At 38.6% G+C, this 21,376-nt stretch carries 21 protein-coding genes and 1 other annotated feature; all 21 genes read right to left on the reverse strand.

The window, feature by feature from the left end:
* Positions 1-18 precede the first annotated feature (18 nt).
* On the reverse strand, positions 19-561 hold the full coding sequence (pyrR, locus tag BN988_RS03710; RefSeq protein ID WP_036573203.1) for a bifunctional pyr operon transcriptional regulator/uracil phosphoribosyltransferase PyrR: 543 nt from the start codon (positions 559-561) through the stop codon (positions 19-21).
* Between the two features lie 160 nt (positions 562-721).
* Positions 722-1,633 (reverse strand): RluA family pseudouridine synthase, encoded by a 912-nt coding sequence (locus BN988_RS03715; RefSeq protein WP_036573204.1) that lies wholly within the window; start codon positions 1,631-1,633, stop codon positions 722-724.
* Complete coding sequence (lspA, locus tag BN988_RS03720) at positions 1,630-2,100, reverse strand: signal peptidase II (RefSeq protein WP_036573206.1); 471 nt, start codon at positions 2,098-2,100, stop codon at positions 1,630-1,632. Before lspA ends, BN988_RS03715 begins: the two co-directional genes overlap by 4 nt.
* Before the next feature lie 360 nt (positions 2,101-2,460).
* Positions 2,461-5,214 carry an isoleucine--tRNA ligase gene (gene ileS / locus BN988_RS03725; RefSeq protein ID WP_036573208.1) on the reverse strand — a complete coding sequence of 918 codons (2,754 nt, stop codon included), beginning with the start codon at positions 5,212-5,214 and terminating at the stop codon, positions 2,461-2,463.
* Between the two features lie 47 nt (positions 5,215-5,261).
* Positions 5,262-5,485: a binding site (T-box leader), on the reverse strand.
* A 72-nt stretch (positions 5,486-5,557) separates the two neighbouring features.
* Entirely contained in the window at positions 5,558-6,061 is a 504-nt protein-coding gene (locus BN988_RS03730; protein WP_036573211.1) for a DivIVA domain-containing protein, read from the reverse strand.
* A gap of 125 nt (positions 6,062-6,186) precedes the next feature.
* On the reverse strand, positions 6,187-6,963 hold the full coding sequence (locus tag BN988_RS03735) for a YlmH family RNA-binding protein (protein WP_036573214.1): 777 nt from the start codon (positions 6,961-6,963) through the stop codon (positions 6,187-6,189).
* Between the two features lie 10 nt (positions 6,964-6,973).
* Positions 6,974-7,237 carry a YggT family protein gene (locus tag BN988_RS03740; RefSeq protein ID WP_036573217.1) on the reverse strand — a complete coding sequence of 88 codons (264 nt, stop codon included), beginning with the start codon at positions 7,235-7,237 and terminating at the stop codon, positions 6,974-6,976.
* 4 nt (positions 7,238-7,241) lie between these two features.
* Entirely contained in the window at positions 7,242-7,682 is a 441-nt protein-coding gene (locus BN988_RS03745; protein WP_036573219.1) for a cell division protein SepF, read from the reverse strand.
* Between the two features lie 5 nt (positions 7,683-7,687).
* On the reverse strand, positions 7,688-8,359 hold the full coding sequence (locus BN988_RS03750) for a YggS family pyridoxal phosphate-dependent enzyme (RefSeq protein ID WP_036573222.1): 672 nt from the start codon (positions 8,357-8,359) through the stop codon (positions 7,688-7,690).
* A 27-nt stretch (positions 8,360-8,386) separates the two neighbouring features.
* A complete protein-coding gene (pgeF, locus tag BN988_RS03755; RefSeq protein WP_036573225.1) occupies positions 8,387-9,196 on the reverse strand; it encodes a peptidoglycan editing factor PgeF in 810 nt (269 codons plus the stop codon).
* Positions 9,197-9,246: 50 nt separating this feature from the next.
* Positions 9,247-9,528, reverse strand: coding sequence for a YlmC/YmxH family sporulation protein (locus BN988_RS03760; RefSeq protein ID WP_036573228.1), 282 nt, complete (start codon positions 9,526-9,528; stop codon positions 9,247-9,249).
* Positions 9,529-9,760: 232 nt separating this feature from the next.
* Positions 9,761-10,543, reverse strand: a complete 783-nt coding sequence (gene sigG, locus BN988_RS03765; protein ID WP_036573231.1) for an RNA polymerase sporulation sigma factor SigG — start codon at positions 10,541-10,543, stop codon at positions 9,761-9,763.
* Positions 10,544-10,668: 125 nt separating this feature from the next.
* Positions 10,669-11,388 (reverse strand): RNA polymerase sporulation sigma factor SigE, encoded by a 720-nt coding sequence (gene sigE, locus BN988_RS03770; protein ID WP_036573233.1) that lies wholly within the window; start codon positions 11,386-11,388, stop codon positions 10,669-10,671.
* 16 nt (positions 11,389-11,404) lie between these two features.
* Positions 11,405-12,325, reverse strand: coding sequence for a sigma-E processing peptidase SpoIIGA (gene spoIIGA / locus BN988_RS03775; protein WP_036573235.1), 921 nt, complete (start codon positions 12,323-12,325; stop codon positions 11,405-11,407).
* Positions 12,326-12,668: 343 nt separating this feature from the next.
* The gene (gene ftsZ / locus BN988_RS03780) at positions 12,669-13,811 is read right to left on the reverse strand and encodes a cell division protein FtsZ (protein ID WP_036573236.1); all 1,143 of its coding nucleotides are present in this window, start codon (positions 13,809-13,811) and stop codon (positions 12,669-12,671) included.
* 131 nt (positions 13,812-13,942) lie between these two features.
* Positions 13,943-15,223, reverse strand: coding sequence for a cell division protein FtsA (ftsA, locus tag BN988_RS03785; RefSeq protein WP_036573239.1), 1,281 nt, complete (start codon positions 15,221-15,223; stop codon positions 13,943-13,945).
* 249 nt (positions 15,224-15,472) lie between these two features.
* Complete coding sequence (locus BN988_RS03790) at positions 15,473-16,270, reverse strand: cell division protein FtsQ/DivIB (protein ID WP_036573241.1); 798 nt, start codon at positions 16,268-16,270, stop codon at positions 15,473-15,475.
* Between the two features lie 183 nt (positions 16,271-16,453).
* Positions 16,454-17,554, reverse strand: coding sequence for a stage V sporulation protein E (gene spoVE, locus BN988_RS03795; protein ID WP_036576317.1), 1,101 nt, complete (start codon positions 17,552-17,554; stop codon positions 16,454-16,456).
* Positions 17,555-17,649: 95 nt separating this feature from the next.
* Positions 17,650-18,999 carry a UDP-N-acetylmuramoyl-L-alanine--D-glutamate ligase gene (gene murD, locus BN988_RS03800; protein WP_036573243.1) on the reverse strand — a complete coding sequence of 450 codons (1,350 nt, stop codon included), beginning with the start codon at positions 18,997-18,999 and terminating at the stop codon, positions 17,650-17,652.
* The gene (gene mraY / locus BN988_RS03805) at positions 18,996-19,982 is read right to left on the reverse strand and encodes a phospho-N-acetylmuramoyl-pentapeptide-transferase (protein WP_036573246.1); all 987 of its coding nucleotides are present in this window, start codon (positions 19,980-19,982) and stop codon (positions 18,996-18,998) included. Before mraY ends, murD begins: the two co-directional genes overlap by 4 nt.
* 40 nt (positions 19,983-20,022) lie before the next feature.
* On the reverse strand, positions 20,023-21,375 hold the full coding sequence (locus BN988_RS03810) for a UDP-N-acetylmuramoyl-tripeptide--D-alanyl-D-alanine ligase (RefSeq protein ID WP_036573248.1): 1,353 nt from the start codon (positions 21,373-21,375) through the stop codon (positions 20,023-20,025).
* Between the last annotated feature and the right edge of the window lies 1 nt (position 21,376).

Consider the following 21,376-nt stretch of genomic DNA (forward strand, 5'->3'; position numbering starts at 1 on the left):
AAAAGCAGGGTCCTCCTGCTATTTTTCATAAATGGTTACAAGGTCTTGACCATCCGTTTCTTGTAACTCTACTGTGATTACTTCCTTTTCCGAAGTAGGGATGTTCTTGCCTACATAGTCTGCCCGGATCGGCAGCTCACGGTGCCCTCTATCAACAAGGACGGCTAACTGAATTTGTGAGGGTCTTCCTGTGTCCATCACAGCGTCCATTGCTGCACGAACTGTTCTCCCTGTGTAGAGCACATCGTCAAGGAGAATAACTCTTTTTCCAGAAAGATCTACGGAAATATGCGTCCCCTTAAGCTGTGGCTCTTCATCTTCGCTTACTTTATCAAGATCATCACGATAAAGCGTAATATCCAGTTCGCCAGTAGGTACGGTAATGTTTTCTATTTGGAGAATTTTCTCCTGTAATCGTTTGGTAAGAGGAACGCCACGGGTTTTTACCCCAATGAGCACGAGCTCTTCTCCGCCTTTATTTTTCTCTAAAATTTCATGTGCAATTCTAGTAATGGCTCGGTTAATTGCCGCCTGATCTAGGATTTCAGTTTTTTTCTTCATGTTAAACACTCCAACCATAGAAAAATCCCTTTCTCCATGAGGAAAAAGGGACACAGTTCAGAATGTCATTGTTACAACCGAATCCTTTTAAGCCTCACTGGACTATTTTTAAAGGGTCAACTATTCATTTGGTTCATTATTACAAAGTTCGCCGTTCATGTCAATACATTTTCTCAATATAGTCTATTACATCTGCAAAGTAGGTCGGTAAAGGAGCTTCGAATTTCAGCCACTCACCTGTTCTAGGGTGAGTAAACGCAAGCGATTTAGCATGCAATACTTGACCGTTTGCATCCAATGTTTTTCTTGGGCCATACTTTGGATCCCCTACAAGTGGGTAGCCAATATATTTCATGTGTACACGAATTTGGTGCGTTCTTCCTGTCTCCAGCTGGCATTCGATCCGTGTATAATCTGGATAGCTTTTTAATACTTGAAAATGTGTTATCGCGGGTTTTCCATTGTCCACGACAGCCATTTTTTGCCTATCCTTAGGGTCTCTTCCAATTGGAGCGTCAACCATACCTGTTTCATGAGGAATTTCCCCATGGACGAGCGCTTCATATTTACGTTCGATAGTTTTTTCAGACATTTGTTCTGATAAATTTCTATGGGCAAGATCATTTTTGGCAACTACAAGGAGACCACTAGTATCTTTATCGATTCGATGAACGATCCCTGGTCTCTCTACACCATTTATACCAGAAAGGTCCTGACAATGGTAAAGAAGTGCATTCACCATCGTTCCTGTTTGGTGCCCCGCTGAAGGATGAACAACCATGCCTTTCTCCTTATTCACTACTAATAAATCTTGATCTTCATACACAATATCCAGTTGTATGTTTTCTGGAAGGATTGTTAATGCCTCTGGCTCTGGTATAGACCAATCGAGCATATCTCCTTCTTGGCACTTGTAATTCGCTTTGGACTCTTGGCCATTTACTTTAACAAGTCCCTTACTAATCCATGACTGGACTTGGGACCTAGAGCTATCCTGATTAATTTCTGAAAGCAGCTTGTCCAAGCGTGTACTTGCTTCAGAAGCTATTACCTCATGTTGAAATAAACTCATTTTTTACCTTTTCCTTTCTTTAACTCATCCATCATTGTAGCAATAATAATGCAAAACACTCCAACTACAAGAGCCGAGTCAGCTATATTGAATATCGGGAAATCATAGCCAAAGATAACAAAATCAAAAAAGTCGACAACTTCCTTACGAAACAATCGATCAATAAAATTCCCAATTGCCCCACCTAAAAGAAGACTTAACGCGATTGCCAACCCACGATTTCCCTTTACGAAACGTTGCATGTATACGATAATACCAATTACAACAACAAGCGTAATAATGTAAAAGAAAATCATTTGCCCCTCTAATATACCCCATGCAGCACCTGTATTACGATGGGAGGTTAGCGAAAAAAACTGATCGATAATTGTTATTTCTTCACCGTAATCCATATTTTTAACAACCAGCCATTTGGTCAGTTGGTCTATTCCGATCACGATAAGCGAAATAATATAGTATATGTACATTCTGGTTCCTCCGATTCTCCAATATGTGTCCTTTTTATCTTAAACGTAAATGAAGAAATTTTCAATTCAGTACTCATGGCCAAAAGCGCAAGCTCTCGATCTAAGAAATGCCTGCTAAAATAGCCCCAACAGGTTTAACAGCAGCATGACCCAGCTTTTCTTGGCCCTCAATTTTAGACTTATACTTTCTTATCTTTAGAAAAACTCGCATTTGCTCGTCCTTTTGTGAATGGTACGTTTTTCTTATACTTGGAACCTTAAAATTTCAACTGCATCGACTTTGCTTCCTTGCTGAAATTTTATACTTTCCTAATGTGCAAAAAAATACTCCCCTTAGTACTAAGAGGAGTATTGAAAAACCTATGCACTATAATGTTCCTTTACCACATCTGCACAACGTGTGCAAAGGGTCGGATGCTCCTTGTCTTCGCCTACTGTTTCGGACGCTACCCAGCAACGTTCACATTTTTCACCAGGATGGGCTTCAACAGCAACATCCACATATTTATAGGCTTTCGTATTCTCTGCGTTTTCTTGCACGACTGCTTCAGAAACAATTAAGTACTGATGTAGTGGAGCCAGTGCTTCTAATACATCTTTTGTTTCCTTATCTTTTGGAACAATGGTGATCTTCGCCTCAAGCGATTTGCCAATTACTTTATCATTCCGCGCTTCCTCTAATGCTTTTAACACATCATCTCTAACCTTCATAAAGTGATCCCATTTCTCAGATAGCTCAACTAATTGATTATCTGTTACTTCTGGAATATCTGTCAGCTGAACACTTTCTTCATTTGTGCCTGGTATATACTCCCAAACCTCGTCTGCTGTATGCGGGATAATTGGTGTAAGAAGCTTAACCAGTGTTGTCAAAATCTCATAATACCCCGTCTGGATGCTTCTACGACGGTGATTTTCTCTAGACTCAATATATAAGACATCTTTTGCGAAATCCAGATAGAAAGAGCTTAGATCAACTGCACAGAAATTATGAATTTGGTGGAAGATTGGAGAAAACTCATAGTTCTCATAATTCGCTCTTACATCTTTCAACAAACGTTGCAAGCGTTGAAGCATATATTGATCCACTTCTTCCAAATCATTATGGGCAACACGATCTGTTTCTGGATTAAAGTCAGAAAGATTGGCTAACATAAAGCGGAATGTATTACGGATCTTACGGTAAGCTTCAGAAATTTGCTTCAAAATATCATTTGAGATACGAACATCCGCTTGATAATCTACTGAAGACACCCATAGTCGTAAAATATCTGAACCAAGTTGTTTTTGGACCTTAGATGGTACCATAACATTACCAAGTGATTTACTCATTTTTCTTCCATTACCATCCAATACAAATCCATGGCTGATGACCGTTTTATATGGAGATTTGCCAGTTACAGCTACAGCAGTAGATAGGGAAGAGTTAAACCAACCACGATATTGGTCACTACCTTCTAGATAGACATCTGCTGGACGCTGAAGGTCATTACGTTCTTCTAAAACCCCTTCATGGGATGAACCTGAGTCGAACCAAACATCCATGATATCTGTCTCTTTGGTAAACACATCGCTCGGACTATTTTCAGACGTAAACCCTTCTGGCAAAAGATCTTTTGCATCCCATTCGAACCAAATATTTGATCCATGTTCTTTAAAGAGATCCGAAACATGCTGAATTGTTTCATCCGTTATAATTGGAGTGTTATCCTCTGCGTAAAATACTGGGATAGGTACTCCCCAAGTACGTTGACGAGAAATGCACCAATCTTCACGATCACGGACCATATTGTAAAGGCGTGTCTCTCCCCAATTTGGATACCAGTTCACTTCTTTAATCTCATCCAGAATGTTCTGGCGGAAATCTTTAATAGACGCAAACCATTGAGCTGTAGCACGGAAAATAGTCGGTTTTTTTGTTCTCCAATCATGTGGATAAGAGTGTGTTATAAAGCTAAGTTTTAATAATGCTCCGACTTCCTCTAACTTTTCTGTGATGACTTTATTTGCTTCATCATAGAAAAGACCTTCAAAACCTGGTGCTTCATTGGTAAATACACCTTTCTCATCTACTGGACATAATGCATCAATGCCATAGCTACGAGAAACATAAAAGTCGTCTTCCCCGTGCCCTGGAGCGGTATGAACACAACCTGTACCTGCATCTGTTGTGACATGATCGCCTAGCATTACAAGCGAATCTCTATCATAGAAAGGATGTTTGGCAACAATACGATCTGCTTCTTGTCCTTTAAAAGTTTTTATAATTTCGTAGTTTCCCCACTCTAGTGTCTCTGCTACTGATTCCACTAGGGCTTGAGCAAGAACAAATTTTTCATTATTTGCCGCTACAACGACATATTCTAATTCAGGATGTACACTAATCCCTAAGTTTGCCGGCATGGTCCATGGTGTAGTGGTCCAAATAATAATTTTCTCTCCACCATCAAGCAGGTCTTTACCATCCTTCACTTCAAATCCTACGTAAATAGAAGCAGACCGCTTGTCATGATACTCAATTTCCGCTTCAGCAAGTGCTGACTCAGAAGAAGGAGACCAATAGACGGGCTTAAGGCCTTTATAAATATATCCTTTTTTGGCCATTTCACCGAAAACTTTAATTTGGGCAGCTTCATAATCCTTTGTTAAGGTAATATAAGGGTTATCCCAATCTCCTCTAACACCTAGCTGTTTGAATTGTGTACGTTGGCTATCAACTTGACCTAAAGCATAGTCAGCACATAGCTGTCTGAATTCTGCAATGCTAAGTTCTTTTCGTTTTACCTTCTTTTTCTTTGTTAGAGCTGTTTCAATTGGCAGGCCGTGTGTATCCCAACCTGGTACATAAGGGGCATAGTAACCTGTCATGGATTTATAACGCGTGATAAAATCCTTTAAAATTTTATTAAGCGCATGCCCAATATGGATATCTCCATTTGCATACGGAGGTCCATCATGCAACACAAACAAAGGTTTTCCTTTAGAGCGTTGAAGGCTTTTTTGATAGATATCCTTCTCTTCCCATTCCTCTTGGCGTTTTGGTTCTTTATTTGGTAAATTTCCACGCATCGGAAATTCTGTCTTTGGCATTAATAACGTATCCTTGTAATCCATAAATGCTCCTCCTGTTTTCAATGAAATAAAAAAAGCCCTCAAATCCCAAAAGGGACGAGAAGACTCGCGGTACCACCCTTATAAACTTAAAACCATAGCGATTTTAAATTCACTCGATATCCGTAACGAGGATAAACCGTTCATTACTACTCTTTGTTCGCAATGAATACTCGGGAGTGATGTTCTAGAAGTTTCTGTACTGGGCTCACACCATATTCCAGTTCGCTATAATCAGAGGATCCTTCTATACTGTCTCCGTCAACGTATAACCTATATCATTGTCCTACAATTCACTTTGTTTATGTCTATGAATTATATGTAAAAATTGTGCCGCCGTCAAGATTTAAGATTCATTTTCCGCTAATTCAAGTTCTTCTCCAATTTCAGCGTCAAAAAGCTGTTCCCAATCATCTGTCCCGATCATATCTAATTGGGCTTCAACTAGCATTTTCAAGCGTGTACGGAAAACTTTTGCCTGTTTTTTAAGCTCTTCTACGTCCATTGAGATACGTCTCGATTTACTTAATGCTTCGTTAATAATACGATCTGCATTTTTCTCTGCTTCTTTAATGATTAGCTTCGATTCTTTCGTCGCATTTCCTTTAAGTTCTTCTGCAGTTTCTTGCGCAATTAGAATAGACTTATTAAGTGTTTCTTCAATGTTCGTAAAATGTCCGAGTCTTTCTGTCAGTTGCTCCACTTTTTCAGCAAGGTCCTTTTTATCTCTGATCACAATCTCATAATCTTTTATGACCTGATCAAGAAACTCATTGACCTCGTCTTCATCATATCCTTTAAACTTTCTTGTAAATTCCTTATTATGAATATCTAGTGGCGTTAATGGCACATTGGCCACCTCCTTTAAAGTAATAGCATTCCATCTGTAATAATAATGAATAATAACAATTTCTCAATAATACCTGTCCATCTTTAATTCGACAAAAATCGTTGTATTCCTGCATAGGTATGATTTTATTTTAGCACAGCGATGGTTATTTTCAACTTATCTTTTTTTGTAGTTCCATTAACGGCAGCAAGTTTACTTCTTCCCTTCCCTCTTAAGGACAATAAGTCACCTTCTTGAAGGCCGTACTTACCGTCTTCCACTACCTTATAATTCACTTTCACTTGCTGTTTGGTTATGTAAGCCGCCGCATCCTTTCTGGATAGATGGTAAATCTCTTTTAGTACCGTATCCAAACGTAAAGAAGAAACTGTTTTATCGGAAAAGTCCCACTGCTGTTCAGTTGCCAATCCTTCAGATAAAGGCTTTTCTTCAAGTGTTACTTTGGCTTTTTTAATCATATTCAAATTCGCTTTTACAAATGGGGCTATTTCATCCCCCAATACAATTTGCAAAATGCCATTTTTTACAGTAATATCACCGAATTTCTGTCTCTTAATTCCTAGCGACAAAAACGCTCCCATTACGTCTCGATGTTCTATGGTAACAAATTTACTTTGATATGTTGCTTGGCATAAGGTCAGCTGAAAATCTTCTATGCTTATTTCATCATAATAGGGAGCAAGAACAGCACGCTTCCTTTCAGCCTCAGCAGTACCACCTTCAAAAGAAAGCTTTATATCCGAAGACTCTCCACCAATAAGCATTTTTACAATCTGCTGTTCTCTAGGGTCAAGAAAATCGGTAAGCCTCGGTTGAAAGTTTCTCTCAACCTGCTCTTTCCAAGAAAGTACCTTATCAATAAAAGGTTGTTCGTCTTTTCTGAAATGCTGATATATGTCCATATGTACCATCCTAGAATAATATCTTGTAAAATTCCCATAATCCCATTCTCGCTAAATGGATGACAAATATCCCTACGATTGGAGATAAATCAATCATACCGATAGGTGGGATGAATTTCCGGAACTGTTCTAAATATGGCTCACAAATCTTAGTCAAAAAGCTACCAATACTCGATTCTCTTGCACCAGGAAACCAAGACATAAAAATATAAACAATTAGCGCTAAACTATAAACATAAAGCGCTGTATCTAATAACTGAAATAATTGAAACATCTATCTACCATCCCTTTTCAAAATCATTTTCTGAAAGTGCCTCTGAAATTGTTCCAGAAACATTTACATTATCCGGTGTACAGAGAAAAGTCTCTGCCCCAAGCTTTTGTATATCTCCATTTAGAGCATATACAGTACCACTTAAAAAATCAACAATTCGTTTTGCCTGCTGATGGTCCACTCGTTGCAGATTAATAACGACGGCGCGTCGGTTCATAATATTGTCTGCAATCTCTTGTGCTTCATTATAGGTCCTAGGCTCACACAGCACTACCTTTGAGGATGCTTGCTGCATACTAGTTAAGCTAACAACATTCTGTTTCTTTCCCTGCTGTGTCTCTTTTTGTTCGGGTTCTGCTTGTTCATCATTTGGAACTTCCACATATTCATACTCATATTCTTCATCCATGGTAAAATAATTTTTTAATTTGTTTTTTATACTCATCTTTTTCACCCCACTAATTTGGTTCCGATTCGGATATGGGTAGCTCCTTCTTCAATTGCCACCTCATAGTCGTTGCTCATTCCCATTGACAAATACGCACAAGGTGCTGATTCATAGTGCTTCTCTTGCACTTCTGCTTTAAGGGATGCAAGTCTCTTGAATACCTGACGAAGCACTGTCTCGTCTTCCGTATGTGGCGCCATCGTCATTAAGCCAATTACTCGAATATTTTCATACTCACGCAACTTTTCAATAAACGGAAGCACCTCTTCTGGCAATATTCCATGCTTGGATTGTTCTTTGCTTACATTCACTTGAATAAAACAATCTATCTTTTTTTCGGTACGCTTATTAATCTCTTTAGCAAGAGAAAGCCTGTCTAATGAGTGGATCACGTCAACCTGATGGATAACATCTTTAACTTTTCTTGACTGTAGGGTTCCGATGAAATGCCATTTAACATCTGTCCCCTGAAAGTAATCGTATTTTTCCCTAAATCCCTCAAGGCGGTTTTCCCCTAGATCGCATACACCAGCTTTAATTGCTTCCTCGGTTCGTTCTATTGTAACATATTTCGTCACTCCAATTAGGGTGATATCCTTAACTGAGCGATTACTATTTTTACAAGCATCTTCAATTCTACGATTAATTTCTTTAAGATTTGCTGCAACTTGCATGCTTACCCTTCTCCTCCTTCGCCTGAGCTAATCAGAAAAACCAATAAAACCAAGCATTCTCCCCGTTTTCCCGTTATCCCTCCGATGAGAGAAAAACAGTTCGCTGTCCTCATAGGTGCAGTAATTTGTTACACCTATATTATTACGTAATACCCCAGATTGTAAAAGAATATCCTTATTTAGTTGTTTTAAATCAAGGTTAAAGCGACCATTTTGTTTTACCGTTACACTATTCGAATGAAATGGCTTCGGTATATGGGTTATCACCTGCTCGTCCACTTCATAATACTTTTTGGAGATACATGGACCGATTACAGCTTGCAAATCGGAAGGATCCGAGCCAAGGCTACGAAACCTTTCGACCATTTGTTGACCAATCCCATGTACAGATCCTCTCCACCCGGCATGAGCAACCCCTATAATATTCTGTTTGGAATCAAAGAAAAACAATGGGACACAATCTGCAAAAAAGGCAGTACAGAATACTCCCTTCTCTCTTGTCACCATTCCATCTATATTGGAGATAGAGGTGTCATAATTACTTGCGCCACTTCCAACATCCTGTTTTGTGACTGTTTTAATGTTTATATCATGGACTTGTTCTCCCACTACCCAGCTTGAAAGGGGAAAAGAAAGGTCCTCTGCTAGTTTTTCTCTGTTTTCTATAACATCTTGTTGGTTATCTTGAACATGTAAACCCATATTCAATTGTTGAAAAGGCGGTTTACTAATCCCCCCTATTTTTGTTGAAAATCCAACTGTCAATGACGGTGACAGCTTTTCCCATTTTTCGATACGTAAATAAGACGTATGCTTTGTGATAAACGGTTCACTCATGTCTTAACCTCCCCCATGTTCTTGAACCATTTTACCACATTTACACGGTTTCAACCGTTATGCCCTGTAATAAAATGCCCTGAATAGAGTTTAGGTTCTCCAACGTTCTTCACTAAAATCACGTCAGATCCGATCCTTACGATTTGTTCCCAATGGATAACCAACTCATCTGCTTTTCCAAAAAAACCACTCTTTTTATCTTTAATCGTCAGCACGATCGCTACAATCTTGCCTCTATCTGTATCAATTTCAAGGTCTGTTATATGTCCAAGTCTCTTACCATCGTCAACAATAATAACTTCTTTGACTTGCAACTCCGATAACTTCATCATTTTCCATCCCCCCAATTACTTTAAATATATGCAATACATTTAAACAATTTCATGGAAATTTCAATAATAGAGAATTTAAAAATAGAAACCAATGAAAGTAAGAATGATATGGGATTACATACACTTTTCAAGATGAAATCTTTTAACCATAAAAAATCCGAACATATACTAAAGTTCTTGGCTTTAGTATAGTTCGGATCTTTAGTTGAGCTCATAATCCAATCGTATTTTTTTATTCAAACATCTGTTTATTCATTTGTTTAATGGCTGCTTTCTCTAGCCTAGATACTTGTGCCTGCGAAATGCCAATTTCATCTGCAACTTCCATCTGTGTTTTCCCTTGGAAAAAACGTTTATTCAATATCATTTTTTCCCGTGCATTCAGCTGATGCATACCTTCTTTTAATGACAGTTTATCAAGCCACGTTGAATCTTTATCCTTTTCGTCACTAATTTGGTCCATCACAAATATTGGATCCCCACCATCATTATAAATTGGCTCAAATAGAGATACAGGGTCTTGAATAGCATCCATGGCGAAAACAATATCAGAATGAGGAACCCCCATCTCTTCCGCTATTTCCATAGGTGTTGGTTCTTTTGATGTTTTATTAATTAATTTTTCTCTAACCTGTAGTGCCTTGTATGCAATATCTCGTAAAGACCGGGATACCCTAATTGGATTATTATCCCTGAGATACCTCCTAATTTCTCCAATGATCATGGGCACAGCATACGTCGAAAATCTTACATTATGTGATAAATCAAAGTTATCAATGGATTTCATTAAACCAATGCAGCCGACCTGAAACAAATCATCGACAAATTCACCGCGATTATTAAACCGCTGAATAACACTTAAAACAAGTCGTAAATTCCCATTTACCAATTGTTCTCTCGCAGAAATGTCATCTTCTTGCTGCATTCTAACAAATAATTTTCGCATTTCATCGTTTTTTAGTACGGGCAATTTCGATGTATCAACACCACATATTTCAACTTTATGTCTAGTCACTTTAGTTCAACCCTCCCAGATGGCGATGCTGTTCAAGGACAGTTTCTCCACCTGGAAAGCTTTTTATGCAGTATGGTCAGTGACATGCATGTTGCAAAGTGCTCTTAAATCTTAGAGTGATAAGGCTAGACCATTTTATTAAATTCTTTTTTTAATCGACGAATTATTTTTTTCTCCAGTCTTGAAATATAGGACTGTGAAATTCCTAACATATCAGCTACATCCTTTTGCGTTTTTTCTTCCTGACCAATTAGGCCGAAACGCAATTCCATAATTTGCTTTTCTCGATCATTTAATTGTGATAGAGCACTTTTTAGAAGGCTCTTATCTACATTGGATTCAAGATTTTTGGTAATAATATCATCATCTGTTCCTAAAACGTCTGATAAAAGAAGCTCATTTCCATCCCAATCAATGTTGAGAGGCTCATCAAAGGAGATTTCAGATTTAAGCTTATTATTTCTTCTAAGATACATAAGAATTTCATTTTCTATACACCTAGAAGCATAGGTAGCTAATTTGATTTGTTTTTCAGGGTTAAATGTATTAACAGCTTTTATTAGGCCAATTGTTCCAATGCTAATTAAGTCCTCTATATTAATTCCGGTGTTTTCAAATTTGCGAGCGATATACACAACAAGACGAAGATTACGCTCTATTAGGACTGCTCTTGCTGACTTATCCCCTTTAGGAAGTAGAATAAGAAGCTCTTGTTCCTCTTGTTTGGAAAGGGGTGGTGGCAAAGCTTCACTTCCACCAATATAATAGATTTCATCCGATTTAATCCCTAATTTAATGAGTACCTTATACCACCATAGACGAAGACGAAGTTTAACAGATTTCAATCTAAATCTCTCCTTTTTATGCAGAACTAATAGCTGCTAGTTTTATAATTTGTGGTTGCAACAAACAATGGTAACTTCCGTCCTTTACCAACTCCGCAAACTGGATACCGATTAACACGTTTGACGTAACTAATTTTTGTTCACCGTAATATACCATTAACTTTTCAGGCCTTACCGTAAAAAGAAATTCACTTTTACCTTGCACCCCTTGATATGGCACGATCTGAATAAATCGCTCCCATTCACTAGGGAGTTGTTCAAAATTTAGGTCTTCATACGACGCTTTTATTAACTGCCAGTCTTTTTCTGTAAACCAATTTTTGAGGAAGCTTTCATCACAGATCACCACAGGCTTTTTTGTTATAGGATCTGTCAATTGATTACCACTATCAATGTATCCCTGTGTAGAATAAGTAGCCTTGTTCAACTGTATGGTTACCATACAGAGTTGATCGTAGCGAATTTTTTCCGTTGCGTGCTTGTCCATTCGATTCTTAGTAAACCACCATATAATTGGGAACCCAACAACGACAAACACCCAGCTGACAGGGTCTCCAAATCCTCCATTAAAGGTAAGGACACTGCTTCCAGATAGTGATACAGGATTTTGAATGAGAAAGTGAACAGCTAGTAACCCACCCCCTATAGAAAAGGTAGAAAAATAGAAAATCAGCAGTAATTTCAGCGTACGATAAATGGACTTAAACCCGAAGGCACACCATATAATAAAAATGGAATACAGCACCTTTCCAACCACTCCCACAAAAAAAGATTCAGGAAAATAAAAGGTAATCGGCACCAGAAGAGAGGCTATAAATGCTCCACATATGATTCTCCATTTCTTTGTTACTTCTCTGCCTAGAGCTTGAGTTAATAGAAGTAACATCGCATCGAGTAAAAAGTTTAGCATCCAGACAGCGTCCAAATATATGATCAAAGCAGCTCTTCCTTTCGGATATCCTGTCATCTGGAGAGTAAATAAAAGCATGGTTGGTAGGAGTATTTAGATAGTAATGAAAGTATACCGAAGCAGCAGAGCAAAGTCTGTCACTTCTTGTATGCGTAAAGGCGCTAATTTCAACTAGTTATCGAGGAATATGTCAGGCAAACATACGTTAAGTAGGAGGCAGATGAAAAAGGAAGTGAGGAAAGTCTCGCTATTCTCTAAGTGCGGAGGTGAACAGGCACTAATCTGAATCCTTTTATTCTATCTAGTTTTGAACCATAAAAAAAGATGAACCCTGATTGGAACAGAGTTCATCTTTTTATGTTAATCAATTTTAGCGATTACGGTTTCTATTTCTTAAGAAAGTAGGAATATCCAATGTTTCATCCTCTTGTTTATTAGCTCGTGGTTGTGAGGTTTCTCTAGTTGGAGCTTCCTCATTTGCACGCGTAGCTGCATGCTGATTGTGATTGATTACTGGACGTTGTGTTTGTTGTTTAGGTTGCTTTTCTGCTTTTTGGACAGCCTCATCAAATCCGGTTGCAATAACTGTAACAACAATTTCATCTTTAAGGTCTTCATTAATTACTGAACCAAAAATCACATTAACCTCATTATCTGCTGCAGAGGTAACTAGATCAGCAGCTTCTTGAACCTCATACAAGCTCAAGTTTGTTCCACCCGTAATGTTCATTAATATACCATGTGCCCCATCAATTGAAGTTTCAAGCAATGGTGAAGAAATTGCCTTTTTAGCTGCTTCAGTAGCACGTGTTTCTCCTGTAGCTACACCAATACCCATAAGAGCAGAACCTTTATCAAACATAATAGTCTTTACATCGGCGAAGTCTACGTTGATCAATCCAGGTTTTGCAATCAGATCAGAAATACCTTGAACACCTTGGCGTAATACATTATCCGCCTCTCGGAAGGCTTCAAGCATTGGTGTGTTTTTATCAACTATTTCTAGCAAACGATCATTTGGAATCACGATAAGCGTATCGACACTTGATTTTAGTGCTTCGATACCTGATATTGCCTGAGTCGAACGTCTTCTCCCTTCAAAAGAGAAAGGACGTGTTACAACACCGACAGTTAACGCACCAAGGTCTTTCGCAATTTGTGCTATAACAGGTGCTGCTCCTGTTCCGGTACCTCCACCCATTCCGGCAGTAACAAAGATCATATCAGCGCCCTGTAGCACTTCCTCTAACTGTTCTTTGCTTTCTTCAGCAGCTTTTTTTCCTACTTCCGGGTTAGCGCCTGCACCAAGTCCACGTGTCAATTTGCCACCAATCTGTATTTTCACTTCTGCTTTTGATAGATTTAACGCTTGAGCATCAGTGTTTACAGCGATAAATTCTACACCTTCAACTCCATGCTCAATCATACGGTTTACTGCATTGTTACCGCCACCGCCGACGCCGATTACTTTTATTGTTGCTAACTCTTCCATATTTGTATCAAACTCTAACATATTCCGTTCCTCCTATATGCAAATTACAAGCGTCCCAGAAGCTCACTTTCCCTATATGTAAGGGTTCGTTTCAACTAGTCTTCATGAAGCGATCATCGAATTTTACATTAACATTCTACAAAACTAGCACACTAATCAAAGAAATTCTTAAACAAGTTTGCTATGCTGGATTCCTTTTTCTTTTTTTCATTTGGTTCATTATATTGAGTTTGTTTTTTAGTTCTTTTTGGCCTTTGATCTTGTTCAGGCACAATAACAGAAGGAAATAACTCTTTTCCCTGTATTTTCGCATTTCGGTATGCAAATTGCAAGATTCCTACTCCTGCGGTGAATTGCGGTTCCCGAACACCTATGTAATCAGGTATAGCTATTCGTACACTTGTATGGAACATGTCCTGTGCCAACTCTAATACTCCAGGCATGGCCATTGTTCCACCTGTTAAGACAAACCCACCAGGCAATTCGCCATATCCCATTTTTCTAATTTCACGTTCCGCAAAGGCATAGATTTCCTCCAACCTTGCTTCGATCATATCAGAGATTTGCAACTGGTTATATGTTTGTTTTGAATTACTTCCGATTACAGATACTTCAAACGTTTCGTCTTCCTGGGCATTATTATAAAAAGCATGTCCATAATTACGCTTTACGTCCTCTGCTTCCTCGGAAGTCGTTCGCATCCCAATGGAGAGATCTTTCGTAATATTATCTCCTCCCAAAGGAATAACACTTGTTGCTGCAAGATGATCATTTTCGAATACAGATACGGTAGAACAACCGCCGCCAATGTTAATAAGCGCAACACCCATATTCATTTCATCTTTGGATAAGGCTACAGTTCCAGCTGCTAACGGCTGGAGGCAAATATCGGCAACTTGAAGATTAGCCCGTTCTACGCATTTTAATATATTGTGGAGTACGGTTTTAGAACAGGTAATAATAGTACCTTCCATCTCCAGTCGCACACCAATCATTCCCCTTGGGTCTGTTATTTCATCAAGACCGTCAACAATAAACTGTTTGGGGATCACATCAATAATTTCTCTTTCAGGTGGAATAGACACAACCTGTGCACCATCGATGACACGGTTAATATCTTCATCTCCAATTTCTCTGTCTTCACTTTGCACCGCGACAACGCCGTGACATGGCTGTAACTGAATGTGATTGCCATTAATCCCCACGACTACACGGTCAATCTGCATCCCAACCATCCGTTCGGCCTGCTCCACAGCATTACGTATTGATTGAACTGTCTGATCAATGTCTACTATGGCGCCTTTTTTCATACCATTAGACTTTGCAGACCCTACTCCAATAATGTTTAAGGAGTCATTTAATACTTCTCCAATTATTACTTTGATTTTTGTAGTACCTATATCAAGGCTAACTAAAATATCACTGTTGTTCAAAAGTAAGGCACCCCCTAAATTCAGCAAACTTCATCTTTGTGTTTTGTTTTAGTATTCTATAATTCTATCTGATAACATATCATTTTAAAGTAATATCCTAGAAAAAGAAATATATTATAGGTAATTCCACAAGAAATAGCTGATTCCTTTATTTTTCTGCTACTTTTTATTCCATTTTAACAAACACCAGACACTTACTATATATTTCGTTTAACAGACTCGTTATATGACTTTGCAATATAAATCGAGCTAATCTGTAGTATCCTCGCTATCCTCACCGGAGTTCTCTTGACTCTCAAAATCGGTAAACGCCTCAAAGTAAGCTCCAACTCCAATATGAATAATCCCCTTACTTCCCTCTTCAAGCTGGGAAACAATGGAAGGATACACACTCATTTTTTCCGCGAAATCCCTAATTGTACCATCTACCATAAAGCCATCATTCATATAGAGCATAAGTTTATTCTTATTATCATCCGTTGGCACCCAATAAATTTCCGAAATTAATTTCAAAATACTAGTTGGTAACTTCTCAAGCTCTGCTGTCATCCTATGTAAATATTCTTCTTCCTTGAAATCGAGCAATAATGGTGCGTCCCCGTTGGAAAGTTTCTGACCAGCATCATGTAGCACTGTTCCATTTCCTAGTACAGGATAGTAGCTACTCTCTTGGGTGACATACCCCACCCGACTTAATTCTTTTATCTCTATTTTCACAGTTCGCGGGAGCTGTCTGGAGACCTCTACTGAATCAACAATGGGATTTGCGGCTATTTCTTCGCGAATAGCTTTTTTGTTAAGGCTCCAGATATTCGTATTTGTTGTGAGACCACTTAATTCCTCTATTTCATTATCGGATAAAAATGTATTACCTTTAATCGTTATTGTTTTTACCTCACTCAAAGGTGATTGTAAATAAGCAATAATTGAGATTAATAAGAAAAAAATAGAAAGGTAGAATACTAAACGACGATTCGCTTTCTTTTTTCTTGCCTGTTTCAGTTTTGGGATACGATCCTCGATTGAAACAATCTTCTTTTGGCTCATCTCCATTTCTTCCTTTATAAAAAATTAACAAAGAGTTTCGACTAGAAATAGCCAATGTTTCCTGTTACATGAATTATATCACAAGTTCCTTATGGAAATGTAGTATACAATCATAGTTTATCAAGTTTTTAAGATTAATCACCTATTAATTTTTACCAGTTTTAAATCCCCCTGTATACTAACTTAGATTTTTGAATATCTACTAATATTCAATAGTACTCCAACCGAGCATAAGGTTAAAGTTAAGGAAGAACCACCATAACTAAGAAAAGGTAGCGTGATTCCTGTAACAGGAATTAAACCAATTACCACACTAATATTAATCATTGCCTGAATGGCAAGCATAGAAATAATACCGAGTGCTAAGAAACGGGCAAATGAATCTGGTGCATCAAGTGCTATTTTAATACCTCGCCATAGCAATAGGAGAAACAAACCAATGACGGCACTCCCGCCAATAAAACCTAATTCTTCTCCTAGTATTGCAAAAATAAAATCGGTTTGCGGTTCTGGTAGATAAAAGTACTTCTGAAGACTTTCCCCCAAACCTAACCCCATTAAACCTCCTGGGCCAATTGCATATAAAGACTGTATAATCTGAAAACCGTCACCTAGAGGATCTTCCCAAGGATTCAAGAAAGCTGTTATTCTGCTAATTCGGTAAGGGGCAGATGCAATTAATGCAACAAACCCTAACACACCAAGCCCGGCTAGTCCAAAAAAATGCCAGAGCCTTGCTCCTGCCACAAACACCATCACCATGCAGGTGAGAACTAGCACCATTCCTGTACCAAGATCAGGCTGTAGCATGATAAGCCCAAATGCCGTAAAGATTAGCATGATAGAGGGAAAAAAGCCCTTTTTAAATGAGGTAATGTATTTTTGGTTTGAAGCGAGATAGGCTGCCAGAAATATAATTAATCCTAATTTCATAAACTCTGATGGCTGGATGCTAAATGCTCCAACACCAATCCAACTTTGCGCTCCTCCTCTTACCATTCCTACCCCTGGGATTAGAACGAGTAACAAAAGTACAAAACATGTGATAAGTAAGATTTTGGCATACTTTTTCCAAGTTCCATAAGGTACAAGTGTTGTGACGATCATCGCCACGATCCCAGCACCAGCAAATAATAGTTGTCTTTTTAAGTAATACATGGAGTCATCAAACTTATAATCTGCCCACACGTAAGAAGAACTGTACACCATAACAATTCCAGCTGTTAACAAACCAAGTACTACCGCAATCAGTATATAATCAGGTGCGTTTGAATCCTTTATCATTTTTTTCAACAAAAAAACACCCCTTCTTCTTAAATGAGACGGGGGTGTTATCTACCAATTTAGTTGATTACATCTGACTGTTTAAGACAAGCCCCCTATTTTAGTCTATGCACGGCTTGTATAAACATGTCACCTCTTTCTTCAAAGGTTCTATATTGATCCCAGCTTGCACATGCTGGTGATAATAAAATAACATCTTCTTCTGCTGAAGCCTGGTATGCTTTTACAACTGCATCCTCTACATCCTCAGCAGCTACAATATTCGTAATGTCTGCCTGTTCGCCAAGCTTTTTCAATTTTTCAGCGGTTTGGCCGAAGACGACCAACCCTTTTACATGTTTTAAATATGGCAAAAGCGCTTGAAAATCATTCCCTCTGTCAAGCCCCCCTGCTAGCAAAATTACCGGCTGCTTGAAGGATGAGAGTGCTTTTTGTGTTGCCAACATGTTCGTTGCTTTAGAGTCATTATAAAACAGCCTTTGCTTGATATTATCTACGAATTGCAGACGATGTTTAACACCCGAAAAAGTGGTAAGTACCTTGTAAATTCCTTCATTTGTAGCACCACGTAACTTTGCAGCTGCAATAGCCGCTAAGATGTTTTCCAAGTTATGCGCCCCAACAAGTACAATATCGGCTATAGGCATAACTTTTTCTTCACGGTAATACAAATAGTCTTGATCCATCCAAGCACCGTTAGGAAGGCGCTGTGTGACAGAGAAAGGCACCTTTATAGAAGGAGCTTTTTCAATTGCCGTTACAATTTTAGTATCATCGGCATTGTAAACGAGATAATCGGTTTCCGTTTGATTTCGAAATATATTAAACTTTGCTCCCATGTAGTTTTCCATCGTTTTATGATAATCAAGGTGTGCCTCAAAAATATTAAGAAGCACGGCAATACTCGGTTTAAATCGTTGAATCCCGAGTAATTGAAAAGAAGAGAGCTCTAAGACAAGTGACTCGTCCCTTTCGACGGTCTGAGCGATTTCCGTAGCAACCAACCCGATATTACCTGCTACTTTAACAGCTAAACTACTTTCAGAAAGCATTTCAGTTGTTAATGTTGTGGTAGTGGTTTTCCCATTTGAACCAGTTATCGCAATGATTTCCCCATCTGCTAATTGTCCAGCAAGCTCAATTTCGGTAATGATAGGTATGTCTCTCTTCATAGCTTCTGCCAAGATGATGTTATCATATGGAATCCCCGGGTTTTTTACAATGATATCTATCCCATCAAGGACATGAAGAGGATGTGTTCCTAATATCACCTCAGCACCTTTAGACTTAAGCTCTTCAACCGTTTCGTCGTCTTCTTTTGCATGCATATCATTAATCCGCACGCTTTTACTATTTTCAAGTAGTACATTGGCAGCTGCCGTTCCACTTCTGGCTAAACCAAGCACCAATACATTAGAATATGGAAAATCGATTAGCTGCTTCAATTTAATCCCACCTCTATATATATACCAAGCGCGGCAAAAACAAGCCCGACAAGCCAGAAAGTCGTAACTACTCGCCACTCAGACCAACCGAGTAATTCATAGTGGTGATGCAGTGGACTCATTTTGAACACTCTTTTACCAGTTGTTTTAAAGGAAATTACTTGAATAATGACGGAGAGTGTTTCAATGACAAAAACCCCGCCAATAATAACCAGGATTATTTCCAGTTTAGTTAAAATTGCGATAGCTGCAATTGCGCCACCTAGAGCTAAGGATCCAGTGTCTCCCATAAACACTTTAGCTGGATGAGCATTAAATACTAGAAAACCGAGTAACGCTCCGACGACTGCTAACGAGAATATTGCAACCTCATTTTGCGGGAAGCCGTACCATGCTAAAATACCAAATGCACCAAACGCAATGGCTGCAGTTCCTGCCAACAAACCATCTAAACCATCTGTTAAGTTTACAGCGTTTGAAGCGCCTACTAGCATGACAATTATAAGAATGGCATATCCCCACCCAAGTTCAAACTGTACGGAGGTGCCTGGGATTTGAATAAATGTATCAAAGCCCTTACTCTGTAAAATAAAATAAAAAACAAGTGCGATAATTATTTGACCAGCCATTTTTTGTTTAGATGTTAAGCCAAGGTTACGCTTCATTGCTACCTTAATAAAGTCATCCAAAAATCCGAGTAGGCCATAGCCAAGCAGAACAAAAATTAAGAGCCAAAGTTCATAACCGATCCCTTCAGCACCTGCTTTTAATGCCATAATGATGGATGTGATCACAACACTAAAGACAATCATAAGACCACCCATTGTTGGTGTACCTGTTTTCTTGAGATGAGATTTCGGCCCTTCTTCTCTAATGCTTTGTCCAAACTTTAATCTTCTTAAAAATGGAATAAATATCGGAGATAAAAGGACGGTAATTAAAAATGCTATTGCAATTGTAATTAATAATATTGAGATTTTCACTACTTTTCCTCCTTGTAGATTAACCGTCCATAGGTACTGGCTAGCTAATTGCCTCTACCATTGTTTCAAACTTTAATCCTCTTGATGCTTTGAATAAAATAAGTGTTTCTTTATTTAAGTATGGTTGAAGTGCTTCGATAAGGGCTGACTTGGTTGTAAAATGCTCTATCTCAATATCTGCTCCTTTATTTTGCAGCTCAGATGAGATCCAATTGGCACTCTCCCCAAAGGTATACACGGTGTCAACTGGCGGTTCAATGGCATCCGCTACAGATCGATGCAGTTCCTCTGCATAATCACCAAGTTCTAATATGTCACCAAGAACAAGAACTTTCTTCTTAAATCCTTCCATTTGCTTTACTACTTCAATTGCTGCCTTCATGGAAGTTGCAGAAGCATTATAAGCATCATTAATAATTGCTACATCCTGTTTACCTTCCAGAAGTTGAAAACGCATAGAAGTCATTTCCAGGTCCAGCAACCCTTTTTGGATGCATTCTTGTGTAACACCCAGTTTTCCACATACAGACATAGCTAAAGCAGCATTTTTTGCATGGTGCTTTCCTGGTAGAGGTATGGTATAAGATTGACCATCCACCTCGAAGTCCGTCTTATTATGACTTATGTGGACCGAGGTAATAACATGTTCATTACCTGGCTCAAAACCACATGTCACAACATTTGCATGCTGATGTTTGAAAGAAAGCAATGGCTCGTCACCATCCAACAATAGTATGCCATCAGTTTTCAATCCATTTTCTATTTCTAATTTTGCCTTCGCAATTCCTTCTCTAGAACCAAGATACTCAATGTGAGATTCACCAATATTGGTAATTAGGGCATAATCTGGGCGGGCGATACGTGTTAAGGTATCGATTTCTCCAGCCTGGCTCATTCCCATCTCTAATACAAGAACTTCTGTCTCCCGCTTCATAGAAAGAATAGTTAGTGGCAACCCTATGTGATTATTGAAATTTCCTTGGGTATGATGGGTCATAAAAGTGGTTTTCATGATAGAAGCCACCATATCCTTTGTTGTCGTCTTTCCATTTGAACCTGTAATCCCAATAACTTTAGGATTTACTTGGTCTCTGTACTTTGAAGCGATTTGCTGCAAGGTCATTAATGTATCCTCTACCATATAGACGGCAATCGAGGGATCAAGCTTTTCTGGTAATGGCTTGCCCTTATCCCAGATCGTTGCGACTGCCCCATTCTCCACAGCTTGTTCCAAGTAGGTATGTGCATCAAAATTTTCGCCGATAAGTGGAATAAACAATGCATTATTCGCATTCTTTCGGCTATCTGTCATCACTTCATATATCTCGTATTGATTATTTCTTCCTGTCATTGGAGTGAGAAATTCATCAAGCCAATCCGTTGTAAACAACATG

It is taken from the genome of Oceanobacillus picturae (assembly GCF_000612865.1).
GTDB lineage: Bacteria > Bacillota > Bacilli > Bacillales > Amphibacillaceae > Oceanobacillus_B > Oceanobacillus_B jordanicus.

Coding starts and splice junctions, on each gene's coding strand:
- BN988_RS03715 (WP_036573204.1), bottom strand. CDS start 1,633: ATGAGTTTATTTCAACATGAGGTAATAGCTTCTGAAGCAAGTACACGC.
- lspA (WP_036573206.1), bottom strand. CDS start 2,100: ATGTACATATACTATATTATTTCGCTTATCGTGATCGGAATAGACCAA.
- spoVE (WP_036576317.1), bottom strand. CDS start 17,554: ATGATAAAGGATTCAAACGCACCTGATTATATACTGATTGCGGTAGTA.
- BN988_RS03740 (WP_036573217.1), bottom strand. CDS start 7,237: ATGTTTCAATTATTTCAGTTATTAGATACAGCGCTTTATGTTTATAGT.
- BN988_RS03750 (WP_036573222.1), bottom strand. CDS start 8,359: ATGCAAGTTGCAGCAAATCTTAAAGAAATTAATCGTAGAATTGAAGAT.
- pgeF (WP_036573225.1), bottom strand. CDS start 9,196: ATGAGTGAACCGTTTATCACAAAGCATACGTCTTATTTACGTATCGAA.
- BN988_RS03745 (WP_036573219.1), bottom strand. CDS start 7,682: ATGAGTATAAAAAACAAATTAAAAAATTATTTTACCATGGATGAAGAA.
- BN988_RS03735 (WP_036573214.1), bottom strand. CDS start 6,963: ATGGACATATATCAGCATTTCAGAAAAGACGAACAACCTTTTATTGAT.
- ftsZ (WP_036573236.1), bottom strand. CDS start 13,811: ATGTTAGAGTTTGATACAAATATGGAAGAGTTAGCAACAATAAAAGTA.
- ileS (WP_036573208.1), bottom strand. CDS start 5,214: ATGGATTACAAGGATACGTTATTAATGCCAAAGACAGAATTTCCGATG.
- BN988_RS03760 (WP_036573228.1), bottom strand. CDS start 9,528: ATGATGAAGTTATCGGAGTTGCAAGTCAAAGAAGTTATTATTGTTGAC.
- BN988_RS03790 (WP_036573241.1), bottom strand. CDS start 16,270: ATGAGCCAAAAGAAGATTGTTTCAATCGAGGATCGTATCCCAAAACTG.
- BN988_RS03810 (WP_036573248.1), bottom strand. CDS start 21,375: ATGTTGTTTACAACGGATTGGCTTGATGAATTTCTCACTCCAATGACA.
- pyrR (WP_036573203.1), bottom strand. CDS start 561: ATGAAGAAAAAAACTGAAATCCTAGATCAGGCGGCAATTAACCGAGCC.